The 19979-nt window shown below is 37.2% G+C and carries 22 protein-coding genes; 10 read left to right on the plus strand and 12 right to left on the minus strand.

Annotated elements, in window-relative coordinates; translation table 11 throughout:
* Nucleotides 1-600: 600 nt before the first annotated feature.
* The 3 genes from thrS to tarA all read right to left on the minus strand — a co-directional run bounded on the left by thrS (nt 601) and on the right by tarA (nt 4233).
* Nucleotides 601-2508, minus strand: coding sequence for a threonine--tRNA ligase (gene thrS / locus DVJ99_RS08615; protein WP_114603915.1), 1908 nt, complete (start codon nt 2506-2508; stop codon nt 601-603).
* Nucleotides 2509-2927: 419 nt separating this feature from the next.
* Nucleotides 2928-3257 (minus strand): DUF2200 domain-containing protein, encoded by a 330-nt coding sequence (locus DVJ99_RS08620; protein WP_114603983.1) that lies wholly within the window; start codon nt 3255-3257, stop codon nt 2928-2930.
* 226 nt (nt 3258-3483) lie between these two features.
* Entirely contained in the window at nt 3484-4233 is a 750-nt protein-coding gene (gene tarA / locus DVJ99_RS08625) for an N-acetylglucosaminyldiphosphoundecaprenol N-acetyl-beta-D-mannosaminyltransferase TarA (RefSeq protein WP_114603916.1), read from the minus strand.
* 135 nt (nt 4234-4368) lie between these two features.
* Between tarA and DVJ99_RS08630 the strand changes: the two genes are divergently transcribed.
* From DVJ99_RS08630 to DVJ99_RS08640, 3 genes are all read left to right on the plus strand, one after another.
* Nucleotides 4369-4926 carry a sugar O-acetyltransferase gene (locus DVJ99_RS08630; protein ID WP_114603917.1) on the plus strand — a complete coding sequence of 186 codons (558 nt, stop codon included), beginning with the start codon at nt 4369-4371 and terminating at the stop codon, nt 4924-4926.
* Between the two features lie 114 nt (nt 4927-5040).
* Nucleotides 5041-5790: a M50 family metallopeptidase gene (locus DVJ99_RS08635; protein ID WP_114603918.1), complete on the plus strand. Its 750-nt coding sequence runs from the start codon at nt 5041-5043 to the stop codon at nt 5788-5790.
* A gap of 10 nt (nt 5791-5800) precedes the next feature.
* Nucleotides 5801-6295: a GNAT family N-acetyltransferase gene (locus DVJ99_RS08640; protein WP_114603919.1), complete on the plus strand. Its 495-nt coding sequence runs from the start codon at nt 5801-5803 to the stop codon at nt 6293-6295.
* 80 nt (nt 6296-6375) lie between these two features.
* Here the strand turns inward: DVJ99_RS08640 and DVJ99_RS08645 are convergent, their stop codons facing one another.
* Both DVJ99_RS08645 and DVJ99_RS08650 read right to left on the minus strand, forming a co-directional pair.
* Entirely contained in the window at nt 6376-7086 is a 711-nt protein-coding gene (locus DVJ99_RS08645; protein ID WP_114603920.1) for a phosphatase PAP2 family protein, read from the minus strand.
* A gap of 128 nt (nt 7087-7214) precedes the next feature.
* Entirely contained in the window at nt 7215-7868 is a 654-nt protein-coding gene (locus DVJ99_RS08650; RefSeq protein ID WP_105993445.1) for a metal-dependent transcriptional regulator, read from the minus strand.
* Nucleotides 7869-7993: 125 nt separating this feature from the next.
* Between DVJ99_RS08650 and DVJ99_RS08655 the strand changes: the two genes are divergently transcribed.
* From DVJ99_RS08655 to mntC, 3 genes are read left to right on the plus strand one after another with little or no spacing between them, the layout of a single operon-like run.
* Nucleotides 7994-8710 (plus strand): metal ABC transporter ATP-binding protein, encoded by a 717-nt coding sequence (locus DVJ99_RS08655; RefSeq protein WP_114603921.1) that lies wholly within the window; start codon nt 7994-7996, stop codon nt 8708-8710.
* Between the two features lie 22 nt (nt 8711-8732).
* Nucleotides 8733-9569, plus strand: a complete 837-nt coding sequence (locus DVJ99_RS08660) for a metal ABC transporter permease (protein ID WP_114603922.1) — start codon at nt 8733-8735, stop codon at nt 9567-9569.
* The gene (gene mntC / locus DVJ99_RS08665; protein WP_114603923.1) at nt 9566-10495 is read left to right on the plus strand and encodes a manganese ABC transporter substrate-binding lipoprotein MntC; all 930 of its coding nucleotides are present in this window, start codon (nt 9566-9568) and stop codon (nt 10493-10495) included. The genes DVJ99_RS08660 and mntC overlap by 4 nt, the downstream gene beginning before the upstream one ends.
* A 261-nt stretch (nt 10496-10756) precedes the next feature.
* On the opposite strand, the gene DVJ99_RS08670 is transcribed toward mntC, so the two are convergent.
* Nucleotides 10757-12805, minus strand: a complete 2049-nt coding sequence (locus tag DVJ99_RS08670) for a cation:proton antiporter (RefSeq protein WP_114603924.1) — start codon at nt 12803-12805, stop codon at nt 10757-10759.
* A 332-nt stretch (nt 12806-13137) separates the two neighbouring features.
* On the opposite strand from DVJ99_RS08670, the gene DVJ99_RS08675 reads away from it, so the two are divergent.
* Nucleotides 13138-13341 carry a DUF1659 domain-containing protein gene (locus DVJ99_RS08675; protein WP_105993440.1) on the plus strand — a complete coding sequence of 68 codons (204 nt, stop codon included), beginning with the start codon at nt 13138-13140 and terminating at the stop codon, nt 13339-13341.
* 17 nt (nt 13342-13358) lie between these two features.
* On the plus strand, nt 13359-13571 hold the full coding sequence (locus DVJ99_RS08680) for a DUF2922 domain-containing protein (RefSeq protein ID WP_105993439.1): 213 nt from the start codon (nt 13359-13361) through the stop codon (nt 13569-13571).
* A gap of 43 nt (nt 13572-13614) precedes the next feature.
* On the opposite strand, the gene DVJ99_RS08685 is transcribed toward DVJ99_RS08680, so the two are convergent.
* Entirely contained in the window at nt 13615-13854 is a 240-nt protein-coding gene (locus tag DVJ99_RS08685; RefSeq protein WP_105993438.1) for a hypothetical protein, read from the minus strand.
* 310 nt (nt 13855-14164) lie between these two features.
* Here DVJ99_RS08685 and DVJ99_RS08690 point away from each other — a divergent pair, with 310 nt between their 5' ends.
* Nucleotides 14165-15088, plus strand: coding sequence for an efflux RND transporter periplasmic adaptor subunit (locus DVJ99_RS08690; RefSeq protein WP_114603925.1), 924 nt, complete (start codon nt 14165-14167; stop codon nt 15086-15088).
* A gap of 328 nt (nt 15089-15416) precedes the next feature.
* Nucleotides 15417-15791, plus strand: coding sequence for a global transcriptional regulator SarA (gene sarA, locus DVJ99_RS08695; RefSeq protein WP_105993436.1), 375 nt, complete (start codon nt 15417-15419; stop codon nt 15789-15791).
* A 133-nt stretch (nt 15792-15924) separates the two neighbouring features.
* On the opposite strand, the gene DVJ99_RS08700 is transcribed toward sarA, so the two are convergent.
* From DVJ99_RS08700 to DVJ99_RS08720, 5 genes are all read right to left on the minus strand, one after another.
* Nucleotides 15925-16638, minus strand: a complete 714-nt coding sequence (locus tag DVJ99_RS08700; protein WP_105993435.1) for a hypothetical protein — start codon at nt 16636-16638, stop codon at nt 15925-15927.
* A gap of 118 nt (nt 16639-16756) precedes the next feature.
* Complete coding sequence (locus DVJ99_RS08705) at nt 16757-17263, minus strand: SA0570 family protein (protein WP_105993434.1); 507 nt, start codon at nt 17261-17263, stop codon at nt 16757-16759.
* Between the two features lie 169 nt (nt 17264-17432).
* Nucleotides 17433-18251: an alpha/beta fold hydrolase gene (locus DVJ99_RS08710; RefSeq protein WP_114603926.1), complete on the minus strand. Its 819-nt coding sequence runs from the start codon at nt 18249-18251 to the stop codon at nt 17433-17435.
* A complete protein-coding gene (locus DVJ99_RS08715; RefSeq protein ID WP_105993432.1) occupies nt 18232-18969 on the minus strand; it encodes an HAD family hydrolase in 738 nt (245 codons plus the stop codon). The genes DVJ99_RS08710 and DVJ99_RS08715 overlap by 20 nt, the downstream gene beginning before the upstream one ends.
* A 61-nt stretch (nt 18970-19030) precedes the next feature.
* A complete protein-coding gene (locus DVJ99_RS08720) occupies nt 19031-19978 on the minus strand; it encodes a FecCD family ABC transporter permease (protein WP_114603984.1) in 948 nt (315 codons plus the stop codon).
* Nucleotide 19979: the final 1 nt, after the last annotated feature.

The following is a 19979-nucleotide window of genomic DNA, read 5'->3' on the forward strand; positions in this document are numbered from 1 at the left end:
GTCTGCTTCAACCATTGCTTTGCAAATCCCCTATAGTAACAGTGATTGAAAAAAGCAACCCTTAGCGAGCCGTGGCGAACGGACACACACATTACCCTAACAACTATTTACAACCCTAACGATAAGTCAGTGTTCATGCTAAATAGCCAGATGCTATCATTCATTGATGGTTTCAACCATTCGCGTTAAAACACTTAAACGCTATCAAGTGATGAAATAAGGTACGACCAGCAGATCCCTCAACCCTATTAAAGCTATACCGTACTATTTCATACTTGACCACAACCCTAACTTAAATCAAACAGAGTTCTAAAGTCGCTCTGAAATACAACCATCGATTCAAAGCATGAGATTGTATATGTAAACCTGGCCGTTAATCAAACGACCGCTTAAATCACACGACATTTCAGAATGTGAACAGCCCTGCATTCTGATAACCCTTAACAAAAAAATGTCAAAACGTGTTCAATTAAGCTCCCTCAACTTCTTAATTGAAACACTGAAATCTATAAAAATAACCCTTAACAAAATAAACGCATTGCAGCTGCCCTTTCAACTGCAATGCGTTATTTTTATTGGTTTATTACTGCATCATTTTATTTATTCCACTGAATTCAATACATCTCTTTCAGCTTTCAATTGTTTGATGAAATCTTTGACATCGATGCTAGTTTCTTCAGAATCGCCGCGTTTTCTTACTGCGACAGTACCATTTTCAACTTCATTGTCACCGACTACAAGTGTATAAGGTACTTTTTTCAAGTGTGCTTGACGGATTTTGTATCCCATTTTTTCATCTGAAAGATCTAAGTCTACTCTGAAACCTTCTGCTTTTAATTGACGTTTTAAATCTTTCACAGCATCTAAATGCAAGTCTGCATTAACCGGAATCACTTCTAATTGAACAGGAGCTAACCATAATGGCAAGTTGCCGCCGAAGTGTTCAAGTAAAATACCGATAAAGCGATCGCTTGAACCGTAAATAGCACGGTGGATAACAACTGGACGTTCTTTTTCACCATCTTGATTTACAAATGTTAAGTCGAATTTTTCCGGCATTTGGAAATCAAGTTGTACAGTACCGCATTGGTGGCTTCTGCCTAATGCATCTTTGATGTGAATATCGATTTTAGGGCCATAGAAAGCACCGTCTTTTTCATTGACTGTATATTCAAAGTTATGTTGGTTTAATACATTTTCAAGTGATTGTTCTGCGAAATCCCATAATTCGATTTCACCCATATAATCATCTGGACGTGTTGATAATTCAATACTGTAATCGAAGCCGAACACGCTGTATACTTTATGGATTAATCCAAGTACTTCTAAAATTTCTGATTCGATTTGATCACGGCGTACAAAGATATGTGCATCATCTTGGTTAAATGTTCTTACACGGAATAAACCATTTAAAGAACCGCTTAACTCATGACGATGTACTTGGCCGAATTCTGCCATACGAATCGGTAAATCGCGATAAGAATGAAGATGATTTTTATAAATCAACATATGACCTGGGCAGTTCATTGGTTTTAAGGCATATGTTTGTTCGTCTACTTCAGTGAAGTACATATTATCTTGATAGTGATCCCAGTGTCCGCTGTTTTTCCATAAAGTTTCATCCATAATGAATGGTGTATAAACTTCTTCGTAATCTGATTCAAACTGTAATTGTCTCAACATATTTTGAAGCTCTAAACGAATCACTTGTCCGTTATGTGCATAGAACGGCATACCTGGTGCATATTCAGAGAATGAGAAGATATCTAATTCTTTACCTAAACGACGGTGGTTGATTTGTTCATATTTATCAATGAATGCTAAGTGTTCTTCTAAAGCTTTAGCATCTGCGAACGCAAAACCTGCCGCACGTTGCAATGATTCATTATTAACATCGCGCAACCAGTTAGTTGCTGAGATAGATTGCAAGCTGAAGTGTTTCACTTTTGATAAGTTGCTGACTAATGGTTGATCAATCACTGCTTTATAATCGCCGTGTACTGCCACTTTAACAGGCTCTTGTGCTTGTTCAATATGGTGCTGCATAAATGCATTATCACTGAATTGGTCTAATGCTTCGAGTTTAGATAATTCACGGATTTCAATCGGATGATTGGCACTGATTGCTTTTTTCACTGCTTTTGCGACATCTTCTAAGTCAGCTGCTTTTAAATTAGTTTCTGGTTTGAAATCCACAAAGAATTGTTCTTTATTCGCACCGAAACCAGCTACTTTTGCACCTTGTTTTGCTAAAGCTTCTCCTGCTAAATAACCTAATGTGTAACGAATGGCTTCTAAGCCTTGTTCATCTTCGTATGTGAAGAATTCAACTTGGCAATCTTCATTGATGTATTCATTTAAACCATATAATGTACCATCTACATTCGCAACTGCGGCTTTTTTCGCAAATGAACTACCGATTTGCTGAGCTGCTTGGTAAAGTGTTGTGCCTTGTTCCACCTCCAATTTGCGTTGATCTGGTAAAGTAACGATGACTTGTTCTGACATAATAATTGCCTCCTTAAATTCTTATAATCCATATTTTTGAAATAAAAAACTGCACTTATCCCCTAGATAAAAGGGACGAGTGCAGTTTATGCTCGTGGTACCACCCACATTCGAAACAAGCTGGATACAACCTGCCGTATAACAGCATACGTGTTTGTTTGCTTGTTTCCTCATTGGTATGACGTAACATGTCATAAATCGGTATATTTTCATATACATCTCGAAAGTAGTAAGACACAGTTTAAGTGATAAGAAAGTTTCCAGCCTATGACTTTCTCTCTCTGACTTAAATTTTGTATCTTGTATCTTTCTCATAGAAATTGTTTTTTAAATTATGTTCATTATATCGTAACAATTTCGATTTGACAATCGACATACGAACATGTTCATGATTCTGTAAAAATTGAAACCGCTTCACATCAAGGCTTCCTCAATATATTCTCCATCTTTTTCCCTCTTGCTAATTCATCCACTAATTTATCCAAATAGCGGACTTCCTGCATTAAAGGTTCTTCGATTTCTTCCACACGTACGCCGCAAATCACACCTGTTATCATTTTACGATTTGGATTCAACTGCGGTGCTTGTTCAAAGAAAATCTCAAACGTAGTCCCGTTTTCCAAAACTTTTTCGATACCCGCTTGATCATAACCGGTTAACCAAGTGATCACTTCATCCAACTCTGCCTTTGTGCGCCCTTTTTTCTCTACTTTAGTTACATAGTGCGGATATACACTTGAAACTTTCATCGCATTGATTGTTTTTCTAGCCACGCATGTCACTCCTTCTATTATTGTTGTTTACATTATAGCGGTTTGTTTAATGTTATGTGCAAATATTTAACAAAGCAAGACTGCACTTTATCTTGATAAGCTAGACGCATCTTAAAATTTAAAACAAGGAGCGTGATTCTATGCCACACTCCCTGTCACTGCAATGTCTAAAATGAATAACTTAAACATACACAGTTTCTATTTACTTTTTCAATCGTTTGCGAAAGACTTTGGTCACAAAACTAGGCAAACGTCGCATTCTAGCCATACGTTTCCAATCCGTAATCAAACGATAGAACCATTCAAGATTGGTTTTGCGGAAGAGATACGGTGCACGTTTTTTAGTGCCGCTGTAAATTTCGATCGAACCGCCCACACCCATAAGCAATGTGTGCTGCAAGCGATGGCGATGTTGTTTAATCCATTGTTCTTGTTTAGGGTAACCCATACCTACAAAGACATAATCCGGATTAAAACGGCTGACTTGGCGTATCACCGCTTCATCATCTAAATCGATATAGCCGTGATGTGCATCAAAAGTAATATTCGGATATTTATTCTGCAATTCACGCACTGCCGCATGTACTACATTTTCAGCTGCACCTAACAAGAAGACACGTTGATGATAACGTTCTGCAATCTCTAAACAAGCAGCCATAAATTCAATTCCCGGCACACGTTCTTTTAACGGTATACCTAAAATACGGCCGGCTTGAATAATGCCTGTTCCGTCCGGAATGATATAATCTGCTTCGCTGATGAGTGCATGATAGTTGTGATCTTCTAATGCATAATCAACGATTTCCGGATTCGCAGTCACTACAAACATATTATCTGTCGTATCATTTTCTATAAAATCATGTACCGCTTCTCTCATTTCCTGCATTGTCACATCATCAAATGGCACGGATAAAATATCTACTTTATTATGTTTATGTATGTGATTTCTCATCGCTTCAAACTCCTATCTTACGCCTCTGGTTGAATTTCCTTATTTCTATCATTATACACTTCAGATGAATTGATTGCATTCACAACAAAAAGTGCTATTCTGAATGCACTATAGAATGAATGAGGTAGGATACAAATGATGACTGAAAAACAAAAAATGTTAAATGGCGAACTGTATGATTCAAGAGACCCTGAACTTGTAAAAGAACGGCATAAAGCACGGCATGCGAACAAAGCAATCAATAATGCATTCTCTATCAAAGAACGTATGCAGCAATTCAAACAAAGTATAGGCAAATGCGGAGAAAATCCTTTCATTGAACCAGATATTCATTTTGATTACGGTTATAACATTGAAATCGGAGATCACTTTTATGCTAACTGCAACCCGATAATGTTAGATGTTGCTAAAATCAAAATCGGAGACCATGTTTTGCTCGGTCCGAACGTCCAATTAATCACTGCTACACACCCTCTGAATCCAAGAGAACGCGCAACAGGCTTAGAATTAGGGTATCCTATTACAATCGGCAATCACGTTTGGATCGGTGCAGGTGCCATTATCTTGTCAGGTATTACTATCGGCGACAATGCGATTATCGGTGCCGGCAGTGTTGTGACTAAAGATGTACCCGCAAATAAAGTTTATGCCGGCAATCCTGCACGTTATATCAAAGATGTACCGTTAGACTAAAATAGGTCCGAAGACGCAAGACAATCTTAGGAGATTTTTAATACAATAGACATGAATTTAAAGTTGAGGTCGCGCTATCTCAACTTTTTTCTATTACATTTAAGAGGTTAGATTATGCAGCTTATCAAAGATATTCTCAGTACATCCATGACACTCCATTTATATTGGGTTGTATTAATAGCGATAGCTTATATCGTTGTCCATCAAAAACGTCACAGCTCAAGTTTTGCGATGTTGGATGTTATTTTAAATTATATTCCTGTTTTGACACATGAATTCGGACATATCTTATTTAATAAAATCAGCGGCGGACACACAGAAGACTTAGTGATTGTAACCTCAAGAAGAGAAAGAATCGAAACATCGCGACAAGGGTTCGCAATAACTAGAGCCAGACATAGAAGTACAATGATTATTACCACGCTCGGCGGTTATATGATGCCGCCGATTATGCTGGCTGTTGGATTATTTGCAGGCTACTATCATTACCCCTCGCTCTTTGTCTTAAGTTATACAGCTTTATTTATATATTTCGTCATCATCACTTCACGTAAAGGGATTCCGATTTTATTAACATTATTGTTAGCACTCATGATTTATGGTTTAATTCAAAATGGACAGCCAGAATTTATCGTCATTGTATTGTCGATTGTGTATCACTTTATATTAGGTGTCCTATTCGGAGAAGTGCTGCAATCGACTTGGACTATTGCAATATTAACGTTTACCCGTCACATAGATTGGGACGGTTTGGCACTGCGCAAGTTAACAGGCATCCCTGTTTTTGTGTTCAGTTTGTTATGGATTGCCTTTAACATCTATATCGTGTATTCTATTGTAAACATTTTACTATTCCAAAATTAAGGTGATGAAAATGGTAAAGCTACGTCCAGCAACAGAAATCGAATTACCCTTATTTACCAAGGTATACAACCAAGCAATAGCAGAAAGAAATATTACAGCTGATATCAATCAAGTGACTGAAGAGGAATTGGCTAAGATTTTTGATCAACATGACGCTACACGTCCGTTATTCACTGTCATCGATGAAGAAGACCGCCCTATCGGATATGCGAGTCTGAATCACTTTTATGGCCGCCCTGCTTATGATGAAACAGCAGAGCTCAGCATCTATTTAGACGAAGACTTGCGCGGCAAAGGGGTCGGCACCAAAGTGATGGAACGTTTAGAACAAGAAGCAAAAGCATTAGGTATCCGTTTCTTAACCGGTTATGTCTTTGCGCAAAATCAACCGTGCAACCATTTATTTAAAAAACTGGGTTATGCACTATGGGGAGAATTACCGCAAATTGCACACATTGATAACAAGCGCTTAGATTTAAATATTTGGGGCAAACAAATTAAATAACTGTGCAACGTAAAGCAACTGCCAGACTGATAATCAGCCGGCAGTTGCTTTTTGTATCTTTGAGCTTGTACTTCACCTATTTATTTTGTACAAAGCGTATAAATTTTACTTTTCTTCAGCAGCGGCAGCTTTTGTAAGAAAGGTGTGATGAGATGACCGATATATTTCATTCCTAATACCCATAATATACCTAATGCTGTACCTCCAAGGACATCGGTTAAAAAATGTGCATGGAAATACAATCTTGAAAATAAGATACTCCCCCATAACACTGCTATCATCACATAAGCTGTAAAACGCAGTGCTTTATTACTGAATTTGGGCATCACCACACTTAATAAAATCATCGCAATCAATGTACTTGATAGCGAGTGGCCGCTAGGGAATGAAAAGCCGGTATCTACTAATAAGTGATCGTAGGGACGACTGCGATGAAAAACCGCTTTTAAGATAACCCCTAAAATTCCACCGAACCCTACTGTCGCAAGTATCCATAAGCTCAGTAAATAATACCGTTTTACAATTAATATAATCGCACCTGCAATTGACAGCAAAACAAAAGTTAAAACATCCCCGTAAGAGGCTACTATTGTCATGATATCATTAAACCAACCGCCGCTATAATTCATTGCAGGCTCCTCAAACATACGATCAAACCAATTAAATGCGGCTAAATCTATTTTATGTACAAATCCAATATGCAGACATACACCAAGCATCGTAAACACTAACACAATGAAACTTAAAATCATTGTCCATATTTCTAATGAGCCCTTTCTTTTTATATCCATAATCTATTACTCCATTTCTCTTTTCATAGATTATAACGCATCATACAACCATTTAAATCCGCTTTAAGTCTGATTCAATTTGCGCATAAAAAAAGACGCAATCAAAGATTACGCCTCTGTAGCCAGTATTAATCTATTTTCTCACCAAAAATGTGATCAGCATTTTCATAACTTAAGATAATCAACGGATCTTCACCTTTTTGAATCGCAATGACTTGGTTAGTGTCATCACGTGATGCTACTGTGACTTCATCACCGATAGAAATAGATTTGCTTGAGAGATAAATCAATAATTTAGTACGGTCTCGGACACGTCTGATAGTTACACGATCTCCAGCTTCAAATTCCTTCAATGAAAGATTATAAATCTCCTCGAAATTGCCGTCGCGCGGAATCACTCCGCCATGCGGACAGGTTGTCGGATAATTCAACAGTGCATCTAAACGTTCTACAAATAAATCCGATACACGATGTTCTAATACCTCTGCTTCTTGATGCACTTCTTCCCAGTTGTACTTCAATATTTCGATTAAGAAAAGTTCCAATAAGCGATGGCGTTTAATAATTTCTAATGTATGATTAAAACCTTCTTCAGATAATTTAACACCTTTATAAGGTTTCGTAGTCACATAGCCTGCTTTTTCCAAACGATTGACCATCTCACTCACGGATGGGGGTTTAATATTTAAATACCGAGAGAGTTGTTTGTTTGTAACGAATGAAGTTGCGCCGCCATTATTCAAAATCGCTTTTAGGTAATCTTCCTTTTCTTCCGTTAACATCTTGTCACCGTTCCTTCCATCCAGATTCACTTTATTGTATCACGAAAAGACTTGACAAGCGAAAATTCATGACTTATTATGAAATAAATTAGGTTAGCCTAAAAATTATTTTAGGAGGTGTGGTATTGTTAGAAATTAAAAATTTAGATTTACACTTAGGAAATAAGCATGTACTTCACAACATCAGCTTATCTATTCCGACTCATGGTGAGATTATCGGCATTATCGGTCCGAACGGTGCTGGTAAATCATCACTTATTAAAGCGTTAATCGGAGAATTCAAATCACAAGGTCAGCGTTTGCTGGATAACCGACCCATCGAGACACAACTGAAGAATATTACATACATACCGCAAAAAGCTTACTTAGATTTAGATTTTCCTATCGATGTTGAAGGTGTTGTCTTATCTGGTGCCTATAAGGATATCGGATGGTTTAAACGCCCTTCTGCAAACATCAAACAACGTTTAACAGCACTTTTAGAAGACATGCAGCTGACGCATTTGCGAAAACGTCAGATTTCTCAACTCAGCGGCGGTCAATTGCAGCGTGTCTTAGTCGCTCGTGCTTTAATGACTACAAGCAGCCTTTACTTATTAGATGAACCTTTTGTCGGCATCGACTTCACCAGCGAACAATTGATTATGGAGAAGATCGAAGCATTAAAAGCAAAAGGCAAATTAATCTTAATCGTACATCATGACTTATCAAAGGCGACAACCTACTTTGACCGCATTATTTTATTAAACCAAACATTGCGCTACTTCGGACCAAGTAAAGACGCAATGACCACAGAACGTTTAAATGAGACATTCATGAATCAGGCACCTAAGACACTATAGAAACAGAAAGAGAGCTAGATCAATGTTCGAATTTATACAACAACTCACACAATATCAATTCTTAAACCGTGCTTTAATCATCTCCATATGTGTCGGCATTGTGTGCGGAACAGTCGGCAGTCTGATTGTATTAAGAGGATTGTCGCTCATGGGTGATGCGATGAGCCATGCTGTATTGCCTGGCGTTGCACTTTCATTCCTTTTCAACATTCCAATGTTTGTCGGAGCTTTAGTCACAGGAATGTTAGCCAGTCTGTTTATCGGATTTATCTCTGATAGAAGCAAGACAAAACAAGATGCAGCTATCGGTATCAGCTTTACAGCATTTTTAGCGGTCGGGGTCATTATTATCAGTCTGATTAATAGTACAACGAACTTGTACCATATTCTTTTCGGTAATTTGCTAGCGATTACCAAAACAGCATACTGGTCAACCATTATTGTCAGCGTTATTGTCCTCTTGCTTATCATCATTTTCTACCGCCCATTGATGATTTCTACTTTTGATCCGACGTTTAGCAGAATGAGTGGTTTAAACACAACTTTCATCCACTATTTTGTCATGTTGCTCTTGTCACTTGTGACAGTCGCAAGTATTCAAACAGTAGGAATCATTTTAGTCGTTGCACTCTTGATTACACCGGCATCCAGCGCCTTTCTCATTACCAAGAAATTATGGTCTATGATGATTGTCGCCAGCCTTTTCAGTGTCATCAGTGCAATTGTCGGAATGTATTTCAGCTATATTTATAACATTCCAAGCGGTGCAACTATTGTTTTGTGTGCATTTGCGATTTATATCGGTACATTTATCTATTCTAAATGCGCTCTCAAAATCAAAAAAGGAGTTACATCATGAGAAAATTAGTACCCTTGTTAGCAATAATGCTCTTACTCTTAGCAGCTTGCGGCACAGGCAAAGATTCAAAATCAGCAGATTCTGATCATAAATTAAAAATCGTCACAACCAATTCAATACTATATGACATGGCAGACAATGTAGTTGGGGACCATGCAGAGATACATAGCATTGTTCCTGTCGGCCAAGACCCCCATGAATATGAGGTCAAACCTAAAGATATCAAAGCCTTAACAGATGCCGATATTATCCTCTACAACGGACTTAATCTTGAAACAGGCAACGGCTGGTTCAACAAAGCTTTAGAACAAGCTGGCAAAACAACAAAAGATGACAGTGTCGTACGCGTTTCTAAAGGCGTTCAACCGATTTATCTGAACGGTGCAAAAGGTGATGCATCTAAACAAGATCCGCATGCTTGGTTAAGTCTTGACAACGGCATCAAATACGTCGAAAATATTCAACAAGCTGTAAGCCAGCACGATAAAGCACACAAAGCAGATTACGACAAACGAGGTGATGCCTATATCTCGAAACTTAAACAATTAAATAAAGAAAGCAACAATAAATTTAATGACATTCCTAAAGAACAGCGTGCGATGATTACAAGCGAAGGCGCGTTTAAATATTTCTCAAAACAATACGGCATTACTCCCGGCTATATTTGGGAAATCAACACTGAAAAACAAGGTACACCTGAACAAATGAAACAAGCTATTCAATTCGTTAAAGATCACAAATTGAAAAATCTATTAGTCGAAACAAGCGTCGATCATAAAAGCATGAAAAGCTTGAGCGAAGAAACAGGCGTTCCTATTTCAGGAGAAGTCTATACAGACTCTATTGGCAAAAAAGGCAGTAAAGGCGATTCTTATTACAAAATGATGGAATCTAATATTGAAACTATCCATAAAAGTATGAAGTAAACTAATTTATCCTTTCAACCATCAGAAAAGACCTCCTAGTATGTCCATACCATTTCTGATGGTCCATAAATAATCTATCCTAAACATAAATAGCTGTGGTCTTTCCTCCCACTGGACCACAATTCCTTAAGAAAATCGGTGCTTTGCGATGACATCGATTTTCGAAGCGACAGTGCAGAAGTGCTGTCGCTTTTTTTATTTTTGGCATAAAAACAGCAGCAGTGTACGCGTTGGTTTACGGCACACTGCTGCTGTTTTAAATTACGTCAATCGATCTACTAACACCATTTCATCATAGTTGATGGCTTGTCGGATTTTCAGTGCAGTTTTTTCACTTACTTCTCCGTCTTCTACTAATTCGTTGAGGATATGGCGTTGTTCACGCAACGCATTCAGTTTGATTTTTGTAATGTTGTTCGGATTGAACTTCTTGTAATTGAAGAGGTTCGATGATGTTAAATTATCCGTACGCATTAAGTAACTGTCGCAAATGGTACTGATTTCTAATTTGTTGTCAGCATTGGCTTCTTTGGTTAAGCGCTTAACGACGTTATAATGCACAATACGCATAATTTTAGAGATTTCTTTTAAGTTTTGTTGAACATCTAATGAAGATGCAGCGTTGGTTTGAACGCGGACACGGCGTCTTAAGATAGCTACTTTAATACGCATAATCATTCTTCGGATTAAAGAAGCTTGACGATATACTTGTGTACGTTCTGCATAACGCATATAGTTATCAAAATCACTTTGCGTAATTTTGCCTTCTTTAACTAATTCATTTAAAGTCTTCGTTTCTGTATCAATCGCAATCCCTTGCAGGCGTTCGAGTTCTTTTGAGTTTTCGTCATCATCATCTAAGACTTTCATAAATGCGATACGGTCGTGATAGATTTTAATCACACTGCCGTATTTGAATGATGTTTCAGGTGTTGCATGGCTTCTTAAATACTCGATTGCTTGTTCTAAAATGTAGATACGCGCTTCTTTGAAACTCATACCTTCCACTTTGACTTGTTTCATCATTGGTGTCACAATCGGCAGCAACACTTGTGCGATTACAAGACTGAGTATCACCATACCTGAAGAAATAAAGAGCAGATCATTACGATAAATGAATGATCTATCTTCTGCCAGCATATACGGGAATGTCAACGCGATAGCAAGTGAAATTGTCCCATGCACACCGCAAAGTGTCATCACCAATGCATATTTGCTGCGCTTAGGTTTAACTTCACCCGGACCTTGTTCGTCCCCTTCGTTCATTGCACGTTGGAACGGACTGACCGGCAAGTAGAAGTAAGGATATAATACATATACCCATAAGAAACGAAAGACGTATACTGCTAATGCAATAAGTCCAGTAGTACCTAATAAGAACACGAGGTTCTGCGGCTCTGTACGTATAATATTCTTCACTGTTTCAGGCACAATATAACCTAAAATTACAAAGACAAAGCCGTTTAATACATAACTTAATAAATTCCATGTCTGCGTATAACTTAATTGAAGCTGCGTACTGATTTGGGTAATACGATCACGTTCAAAGCCGTGCACCAATCCGGATACAACAGCCGCAATAATACCAGAAGCATGGAAGACTTCAGCAACTAAATAAGTAATAAACGGTGTCAATAATTGAATAAAGATAAACATGTTATTACTTTCAACACCGCGGCGCGCAAGTATAATACGCAATCTGACTAAGACAATACCTACAATCAAACCAACGACTAAACCGCCGATGGAAGACACTAAGAACTGCCCTACTGCGTCAGTAATAGAAAATTCGCCGGTAATCAGCGCAGCCACCGCAATCTTGAAGGAAATGATACCTGCAGCATCGTTTAATAACGATTCCCCTTCTAAAATCGTCATAGAACCTTTCGGCAGCACTTTACCTTTGGTAATCGCTGAAACTGCCACCGCATCTGTCGGACATAATACCGCTGCTAACGCAAAACCGGCAGGCATCGGCAAGCTCGGCCAAACCCAATGAATAAAGAAGCCTACACCAATCACGGTAGTGAAGACTAAGCCTAAAGCCATCATCATTACTGGCTTTATGTAGCGTTTTAAGCCGACACGAGAAACATGTACCCCTTCAATAAATAATAGCGGCGCGATCAATGCGACCATAAACACCTCTGTGTCAAAATCAAATGCCACAGGAATAGGTGTTACAAATATTAATGCCCCTAAAATAATTTGGATGAATGCCAAAGGGACTTTAGGGAGAAATAGTGAATGTATTAATGAACTTAGGATAATAGCCGCAATAAATATAAGTAATCCTTCAACTATTTCCACAGCGTCACCTCTTTCTATGTTGTGTGCACTCTCTTGTGTTTATAACCCAATTGAAAATAATGATGTATTTTCACATACATCTATCAAGTGTCTTTATTTATAATACTATATTCAATTGTGTGAAATCTATTTATATAACTTTAGCCATAATCTTTCATTCTCTTAAATTCTGCACACAACATTTTTATAACTAAAGCTATAGAAATAGCGATACACACTACGTTTACCCGTTTGCTTGTGCTTAAGACGAAAAAAATTAAAATAATTTACAAAAAGGGTGTGCTTTTTTTCTGCGGATTTCGATATATAGAGTGAGCAAGGAGGTGAGAAACATGAAAACAATCAAAGAACTTGCTGTGACTCTAATTCGTTTAGAAGAAACAAAAGATGGAAAACCTGTCGCAAAACGCCGTCGTTTCGCTCGTTTAAACCCTCAAAGTACTGAAACACAATTAAACGGTTTTAAATCAGTTATTGAAAAATTAACTGGCGAAACTTTCGACAACGTCGAAATCACTACTGTAGAAACTTTATAAGAAGGAGCTGTCACTTTATGACTAAAACATTAGAACTTATCTATCTCAATGAAGCACACAAGCCTGTTAAATTCCAAATTCCGGACGTATCAGGCCAAGTGCAAGAAGAAACGGTCAGAAATGCGATGAGTACATTATTGGACTTGAATGTCTTAAACCCTGCATCTGGCAAGATTGCTGCGATTAAAGGCGCACAAATTATAGAAAAAGAAACACACATCATTTTCTAAATCATTGCATGTCGAGTATACTCAAACGAGTATGCTCGATTTTTTATTGCTCTGCATCAAGCGGTCTCGGCTTTACAATATCTCCGAAGAAGATGCGATCTTTCCCCAGCTTTTTGCATAATGCATAACTTTCAAAAACATCCACGACTTGTGCTAAGTTTTTATAAGCATGTTTTGGATTTAATACTTCAACAAATTGCTTTTTCTGAATGTCTGAATCTTGGCCTGCATCAATAAAAAACATTTCTTCATCTAACAAACGAATAATAGACACCTGTGTCATGGCTGTTCCCCCTATTTTCTCATTTTGCAATGCTTCTGTTTATTGCCAGTTTACCAAATTATATATTGATACATTGAAAAAATCTACAACTTTTACAATTAACAAATAAAAAGTACTTATTATTCCCTAATTCTTTACGAAATAATCGAAAAACTGAAAAAAAACACTTTTTTCAGCGTGATATACCTTTATTTTTTCTTTTATTATAACAATTCAATAAAAGGAACAAAATAATTATTTTCAGCGTTGCCCCAACCATTATCTCCATTGTATAATAACTATAAAATTATATAAGAAGAGGTGACTTTATTTGTTAAAAACCCACTGGTTGTCCGCCTTAATAGCTATCCTCTTATTAAGTGCAGCTGCCGTCGGATTATACGCCGCACTCCGACATCACACGCCCCAGGCAAAGCAAAATATTAAAACCTACACTGCTGCTTACAATCACCCGATTCGATTTACAGGTCATCAAGCAGCCGAAACAAAACATTCTTTTTACTACGACCCTAAGATGGGAATGATTCATGATTGGTATGTTGATTCAGGTAAAACAGTAAAAAAAGATCAGCCCTTATTCGAATACTACAATAAGGAGAACGAGCAGCACCTGACTTTACTTCGTAAACAACTGAATTATTTGGATCAGCATTCTAAACGTTCGAATTTCTTAAATTTGCATACCGACCTTGAAAAGCAATTTTACGCTGTCCAAGCAGGACTGCGCGTAAAACAATTCACTGCCTTGGAAGGTGTAGTCCATATTATAGACAAGCACCCAAGCAAACCGCAGCAATTGTTCGCTGAAGTATACAGTTCTAAACGTATCATTAAAGCCTACGTTTCTGAATCTGTCTTACATCAACTGAAGCTTAATCAAGAAGCAGAGATCAAAGGACAGACCGCTGCTTTGTTTAAAGGTAAAATTCAAAAGATCGACGCATTCCCTATCGCACAGTCTGAAGACAGTAAATCTTCGCAATACGAAGTACAAATCTCCACAAATGCACGTCTTCCAATAGGAAGCCGCTTTAACATTTCAATTTCTACGCATTTCATTGCACTTCCTAAGGATGTTTTATACGGAAAAAACGCAGTAATAATTAAAAAAAATCAACAAATGGTTAAAAGAATTATTAAATATAGCGAAAATTCGGGTATGGTTATTATTAGTGAAGGACTTTTACCGGGAGAAAAAGTTGTTGCTCAACCCAAAAACTTCACATCAAACTAGAGTTCTTATATAATTAACCCATATCATATCGGTAAATAGGAAAATAGACATTATCTTAATTAATAATGTGTTATTCAAATGATGTTCAATAAATTGTCTTGCTTCATTCGGTAATTTTTTGAAAGAATCATTAGTTTGAAAAAACCATTGTTTTATAATGTTTTTTTGTTTACAATTCATTTTTATCTAGTTATAATTAAATAAATAATAGGGACACGAATATTTTGTTTGAAAAGTATCTCGTCCCAATTATGAAAATTAATGTTTAAAAATCTGTCTGTTTACCTATAGTATAATGATAATGGGAATGTTAAGGGAGGAAATACACATGGCAGTATCAAAAATTAAAAATTCATCAGATTTATTAGCAATGGTGACATATGCTGATAAAATGAAAAGTATTATCAAGAAAGAATTCACAATCAGCTTCGAGGAATTTGCAGTATTAACTTTCCTTAGTCAATCAAATGACGAGGAATACTACTTAAAAGATATCATTAACCACTTGAACTACAAACAACCACAAGTTGTTAAAGCGGTTAAAAATTTATCTCAAGAAGATTACTTCGATAAAAAACGTAACGAACAAGATGAAAGAACAGTTTTAATTTTAGTGAATGCAACACAACGCGAAAAAATCAACGAGTTATTAAACCGTATTAATGAACGTATCTTAACTGCAAACAAAGAAATTAAAATCTGATTTGTTTAAGCTATGTATATACAAAAAGCGTGATGCAAAAATGATGATTCATTCTAGCATCACGCTTTTTTATGGGTTCTTCACCTTTTATGGCGGAGAACCTTTTTATTTTGATAATGAAGCTTATATCAGCCTACTTCTCACGTGTTGATAATTTAATGGAATAATAAATAATTACTACTAAGATTAAAATCCAAATAATGACTGTGCCGATTTGTGCCAGATTCGGATCTAATACCACTGCATCAATTGTTTTTTGACTCAGCAGCAATCCGACACCTGTAAATTCAAAGCGTTTGTAATAAACACCGAATATCGCCATGATAATACCGAAGAAGAACACAAAAATATGCGCATATTTCGTTACTACCACAACACCGAAATCTATATTAAATGCATGCAGCATCACTAATATGGCCGCAATGATGATAATCCCTATACCTATCATGACTTCAGTTCGATTGCTGTATAAATAGTTCTTTTTAACAATTCTGGTATAAACAAAAACTGTTATCGGGAAAATAATGAGGCAGTAGACAATCGATAAGCCTGTCGCAGCCTGAAACGGCACAAACTGTTTGTCATATAAGTACGATATCAACAAGAAATTGACGATAAAGAACAGTATCGGATTCAATTGAATCCCAAACAAATTACGTTGAATCGTTAAAATAATTTCAGCTGGTGCTTTCTTGCGGTATTCTATATAATCTTCATCTTTTGCTTCTGATTTTGGCAGGTCATTACGTATTTTTTCTTTGATATCATCAATCATCTTAGGAGAAATCCCTTTGTAGTTAAAATAATCGGTGATATTTTCTAATAATATTTTGTCATTAGGACGCATGATGTGTCTCCTTTAAATATTCTATCCTTATCAATTTATCATTTCACACTTAATTTATCCACTCAATGAAAAAAGAAGACAGGAGTTTGCTCTCCCGTCTTCCTGCACAAACCTGTTCTTATTTACCGATATCAATACGATAAAGTTTCAGGTTTTTATCTTTAGGTGATTGGCTTGCAAATTGATAAGAAGTATCTTTATCTTTGATATAGCCGAAATTACCTGTTTGTTCATTATAGTTATATCTCCAAGTTACAGTGTTACCGAGTTGGTTGCGTACTGTTTTGAAACTTGGTCCATCTATTTTGTTGTACTTCATTGTGATGTGTGTGACTTGGCCGCGATCTTTTTGGCCGTTCGCAGTCACAATCATTAATCCTTTGTCAGAATTAAATTCATAATAGTGTTTAGTTTTATCAGGTTTATAAGAATAGCCTGTGAGTTTGTGCGTTTTCAAAACATCTTTAATATTTTGGCCCAACTTCACACCCTCTAATGATGTGTCGCCATGTTGGATTTGCTGCACGGTTTGAATTGTATTGCCAGACGCTGCATCTGCTTGATGGATGCCAAGTCCGGTTACCACGGTTGCAGAAACGATAGCCGCTGAAAGTAATTTTTTCATAAGCAATAACTCCTTTGCTCTCTTTTTGTAATGTTCCTGTAATTTTTTCTGCGCTTATTATACTATACCCTTAAATACCCGTTATGTAATCGGTCTTCGGATGTAATATTTTGTAATATTGTATAATAATCAGGAGTTTAATTGCAAATAATAATGAATAAATTTGCTTTTAGGCTTTAATACGTTGCTGCTCGTCTTCTAATGCTTCATTGATATTTATGAAAGTTGTCACTGTTTCTAAGAATCTTTTCTTCTCTTCACCCATCGGATACAGACCAGAACGTTCAAATGTTTCGACTTGTGCATGCTGAATACGATCAGTATATGCTGCCAACTCTTCTGATGTTAAACGTTCATCGTGTTTGCCTTGAATGATTAATACAGGTGCTTGAATATGATTTAAAGCAGGCTGAATTTCGGTATGTTCAAATGAAGCTGTAACAGAACGCTTTTCGAGTCCTGTCATAATCGGTGTCATATCTGAATAGTTCTTCAGCATTTTCCCTGCTTTTTTCTTTGAACCATATGTGTGTTTATCCAAGAATTTCTGCTGCTTGTTGTCTTCCCATGTTCTGATTGTATCAGCATATTTTCTAAACAGACGTGCTTCTGGCAGTTCTGCTTGCAGTGTTGCCGGGTTAACCAGTACAAGTCCATCCACATATGCATCAAATTTAGACGCAAAGTCTGCCGCAATGGTTGCGCCAAGCTCTTGTCCGATAAAGAATGCATGTCGGATGTATAAGTAATCCAGTAATTCTTTAATATCTGAAGCATAGTCCGCAAAATCAATTTGCAGCGGTTTGTCTGAATAGCCATGGCCGCGTAAATCTATACAAATCACTTCATAACTGTAAGACAGTTTTGTAGCGATATCGTTAAAGATTGAAAAATTTTCAAATGCGGAATGTATCAATACAATCGGCTGTCCGCTTCCCATCGCCGCATAATGCAATGTTGTATGATCTTTAGTCGTAAATAGTTCCATTCGCTTGCTCACTCTCCTTAGAATCTGGGGCTTCTTGCGGTAGAATCTCTAATAGTTCTTCTAACGTCGCAATTTCAAAATCCATTTCTTCCGGTTCCGGCTCAAGTTCAACTTCATCATCTTCATGATTAAACCAAACACTGACCATTCCCATCGCTCGTGCCGGCGCAACATCATTTAAAGCATCATCGCCTACATACAACACTTCTTCTGGTTCTACACCGAGCTGTTCCATAATATCTTCAAAGATTTTAGGATGCGGTTTTCTGTAGCCTACCATCTCTGACGTAGACAAAAAATGAATATAAGACAATATACCCAAACTATCTAAACGATATTGCTTTATTTTAGATTTACCATTCGCAATCACACCTGTCAAATATCCTCTGTTTACTAAACGTTCCAACGTATACTGTGTATCATGATACGGAAAGACATAACGATAGAAGTGATTCTCAAAATCATGAAATAGATCTTTCCACGTTAAACGATCGACATGGAAACGTTTGATAATCGCTTTATAAAGTTCCGGCTTATCATGATCCTCGTCATCATCCAATTCAATAAACTGCTTTTTGAAATCTTGAGCTTGTACATGAACTAAGTAGTCATGGAACCGTTCATACTGTTCTTCAATAAATTTCTCTCTCGATTTATTACGATCTAACAGTGTTCCTTCTAAATCGAATACGACCGCCTTAATACCCTCTAAATTCATTATTCTTCTCTCCTATAAATGCATATCAAGCATCTCTGTTATCATTTCTTTATTAATAAGATCATTCATACGAGCGTTTCTGTGTTGCTATTAAATACCCAAGTACAGGTATTCCTAATAATGCCAAGATAATACTGGCTGGAATTTCAATCGGGTGCCACAGTTGTGCACCTAAAGTATCCGCAAAGACCATGACCGCACCGCCGACAATACCATTCATCAGCATCTGCACACCTAATGTCGTTTTAACAGTACGTCTGATCAACTGAGGAACTATCATTCCGATAAACCCTATAATACCAGTATATGAAACAATAATCGCTGTCATAATAGAGGCAAGTGTCAATACCATAAACATCATCTGCTGCACATTTAAACTTAACGAACGGGCTTTCAGCGTACCGACTTGCAGCAGTTTAATCTTCGGCAGCAATACACCTAGCAGCAGTACACACAAAAGCATCACAGGGACAATGAAGTAGACTTCATACATTTCCGCATTGGAAAAACCGCCGAACATATACATCACAATACTTTTCATTCTGCGTTCATCTAACAATATCAACAGATATAACAACGCATTAAACAAAGCACCTATCATAATACCTGATAATATCAAAGCACGCATCGGATAACCTTGCGAAATAACAGCCGTCACACCCAGCACAATACCTAATGTGATGAAACTTGCTGTCATTGAGGCCATAGGAATCCATAGACTGCTGAGACCTAAGAAGACTGCACAACCGCCGCCTAAAACAGAACCGCTCGCTAAGCCTAATGTCAGGCTGTCTGCAAGCGGATTATTCAGTACGGTTTGAAACATTTGGCCTGCAATCGACAAGCCGATACCTGCGAGCAGTGCTTCCAATACTCTTGGCAAACGCACTTCAAACAGGATACTTTGATTTAAAGGGTCCGACCAGCTGCCTAAATTCCAAAACAAGCTGATGCCGATGCTTGCTGTGAGTGCAAGACACCATCCTATAATCATTGTAGTTTGTTTCATT

The sequence above is a fragment of the Staphylococcus sp. EZ-P03 genome, from assembly GCF_003344575.1.
GTDB classification, from domain to species: Bacteria; Bacillota; Bacilli; order Staphylococcales; family Staphylococcaceae; genus Staphylococcus; species Staphylococcus simulans_B.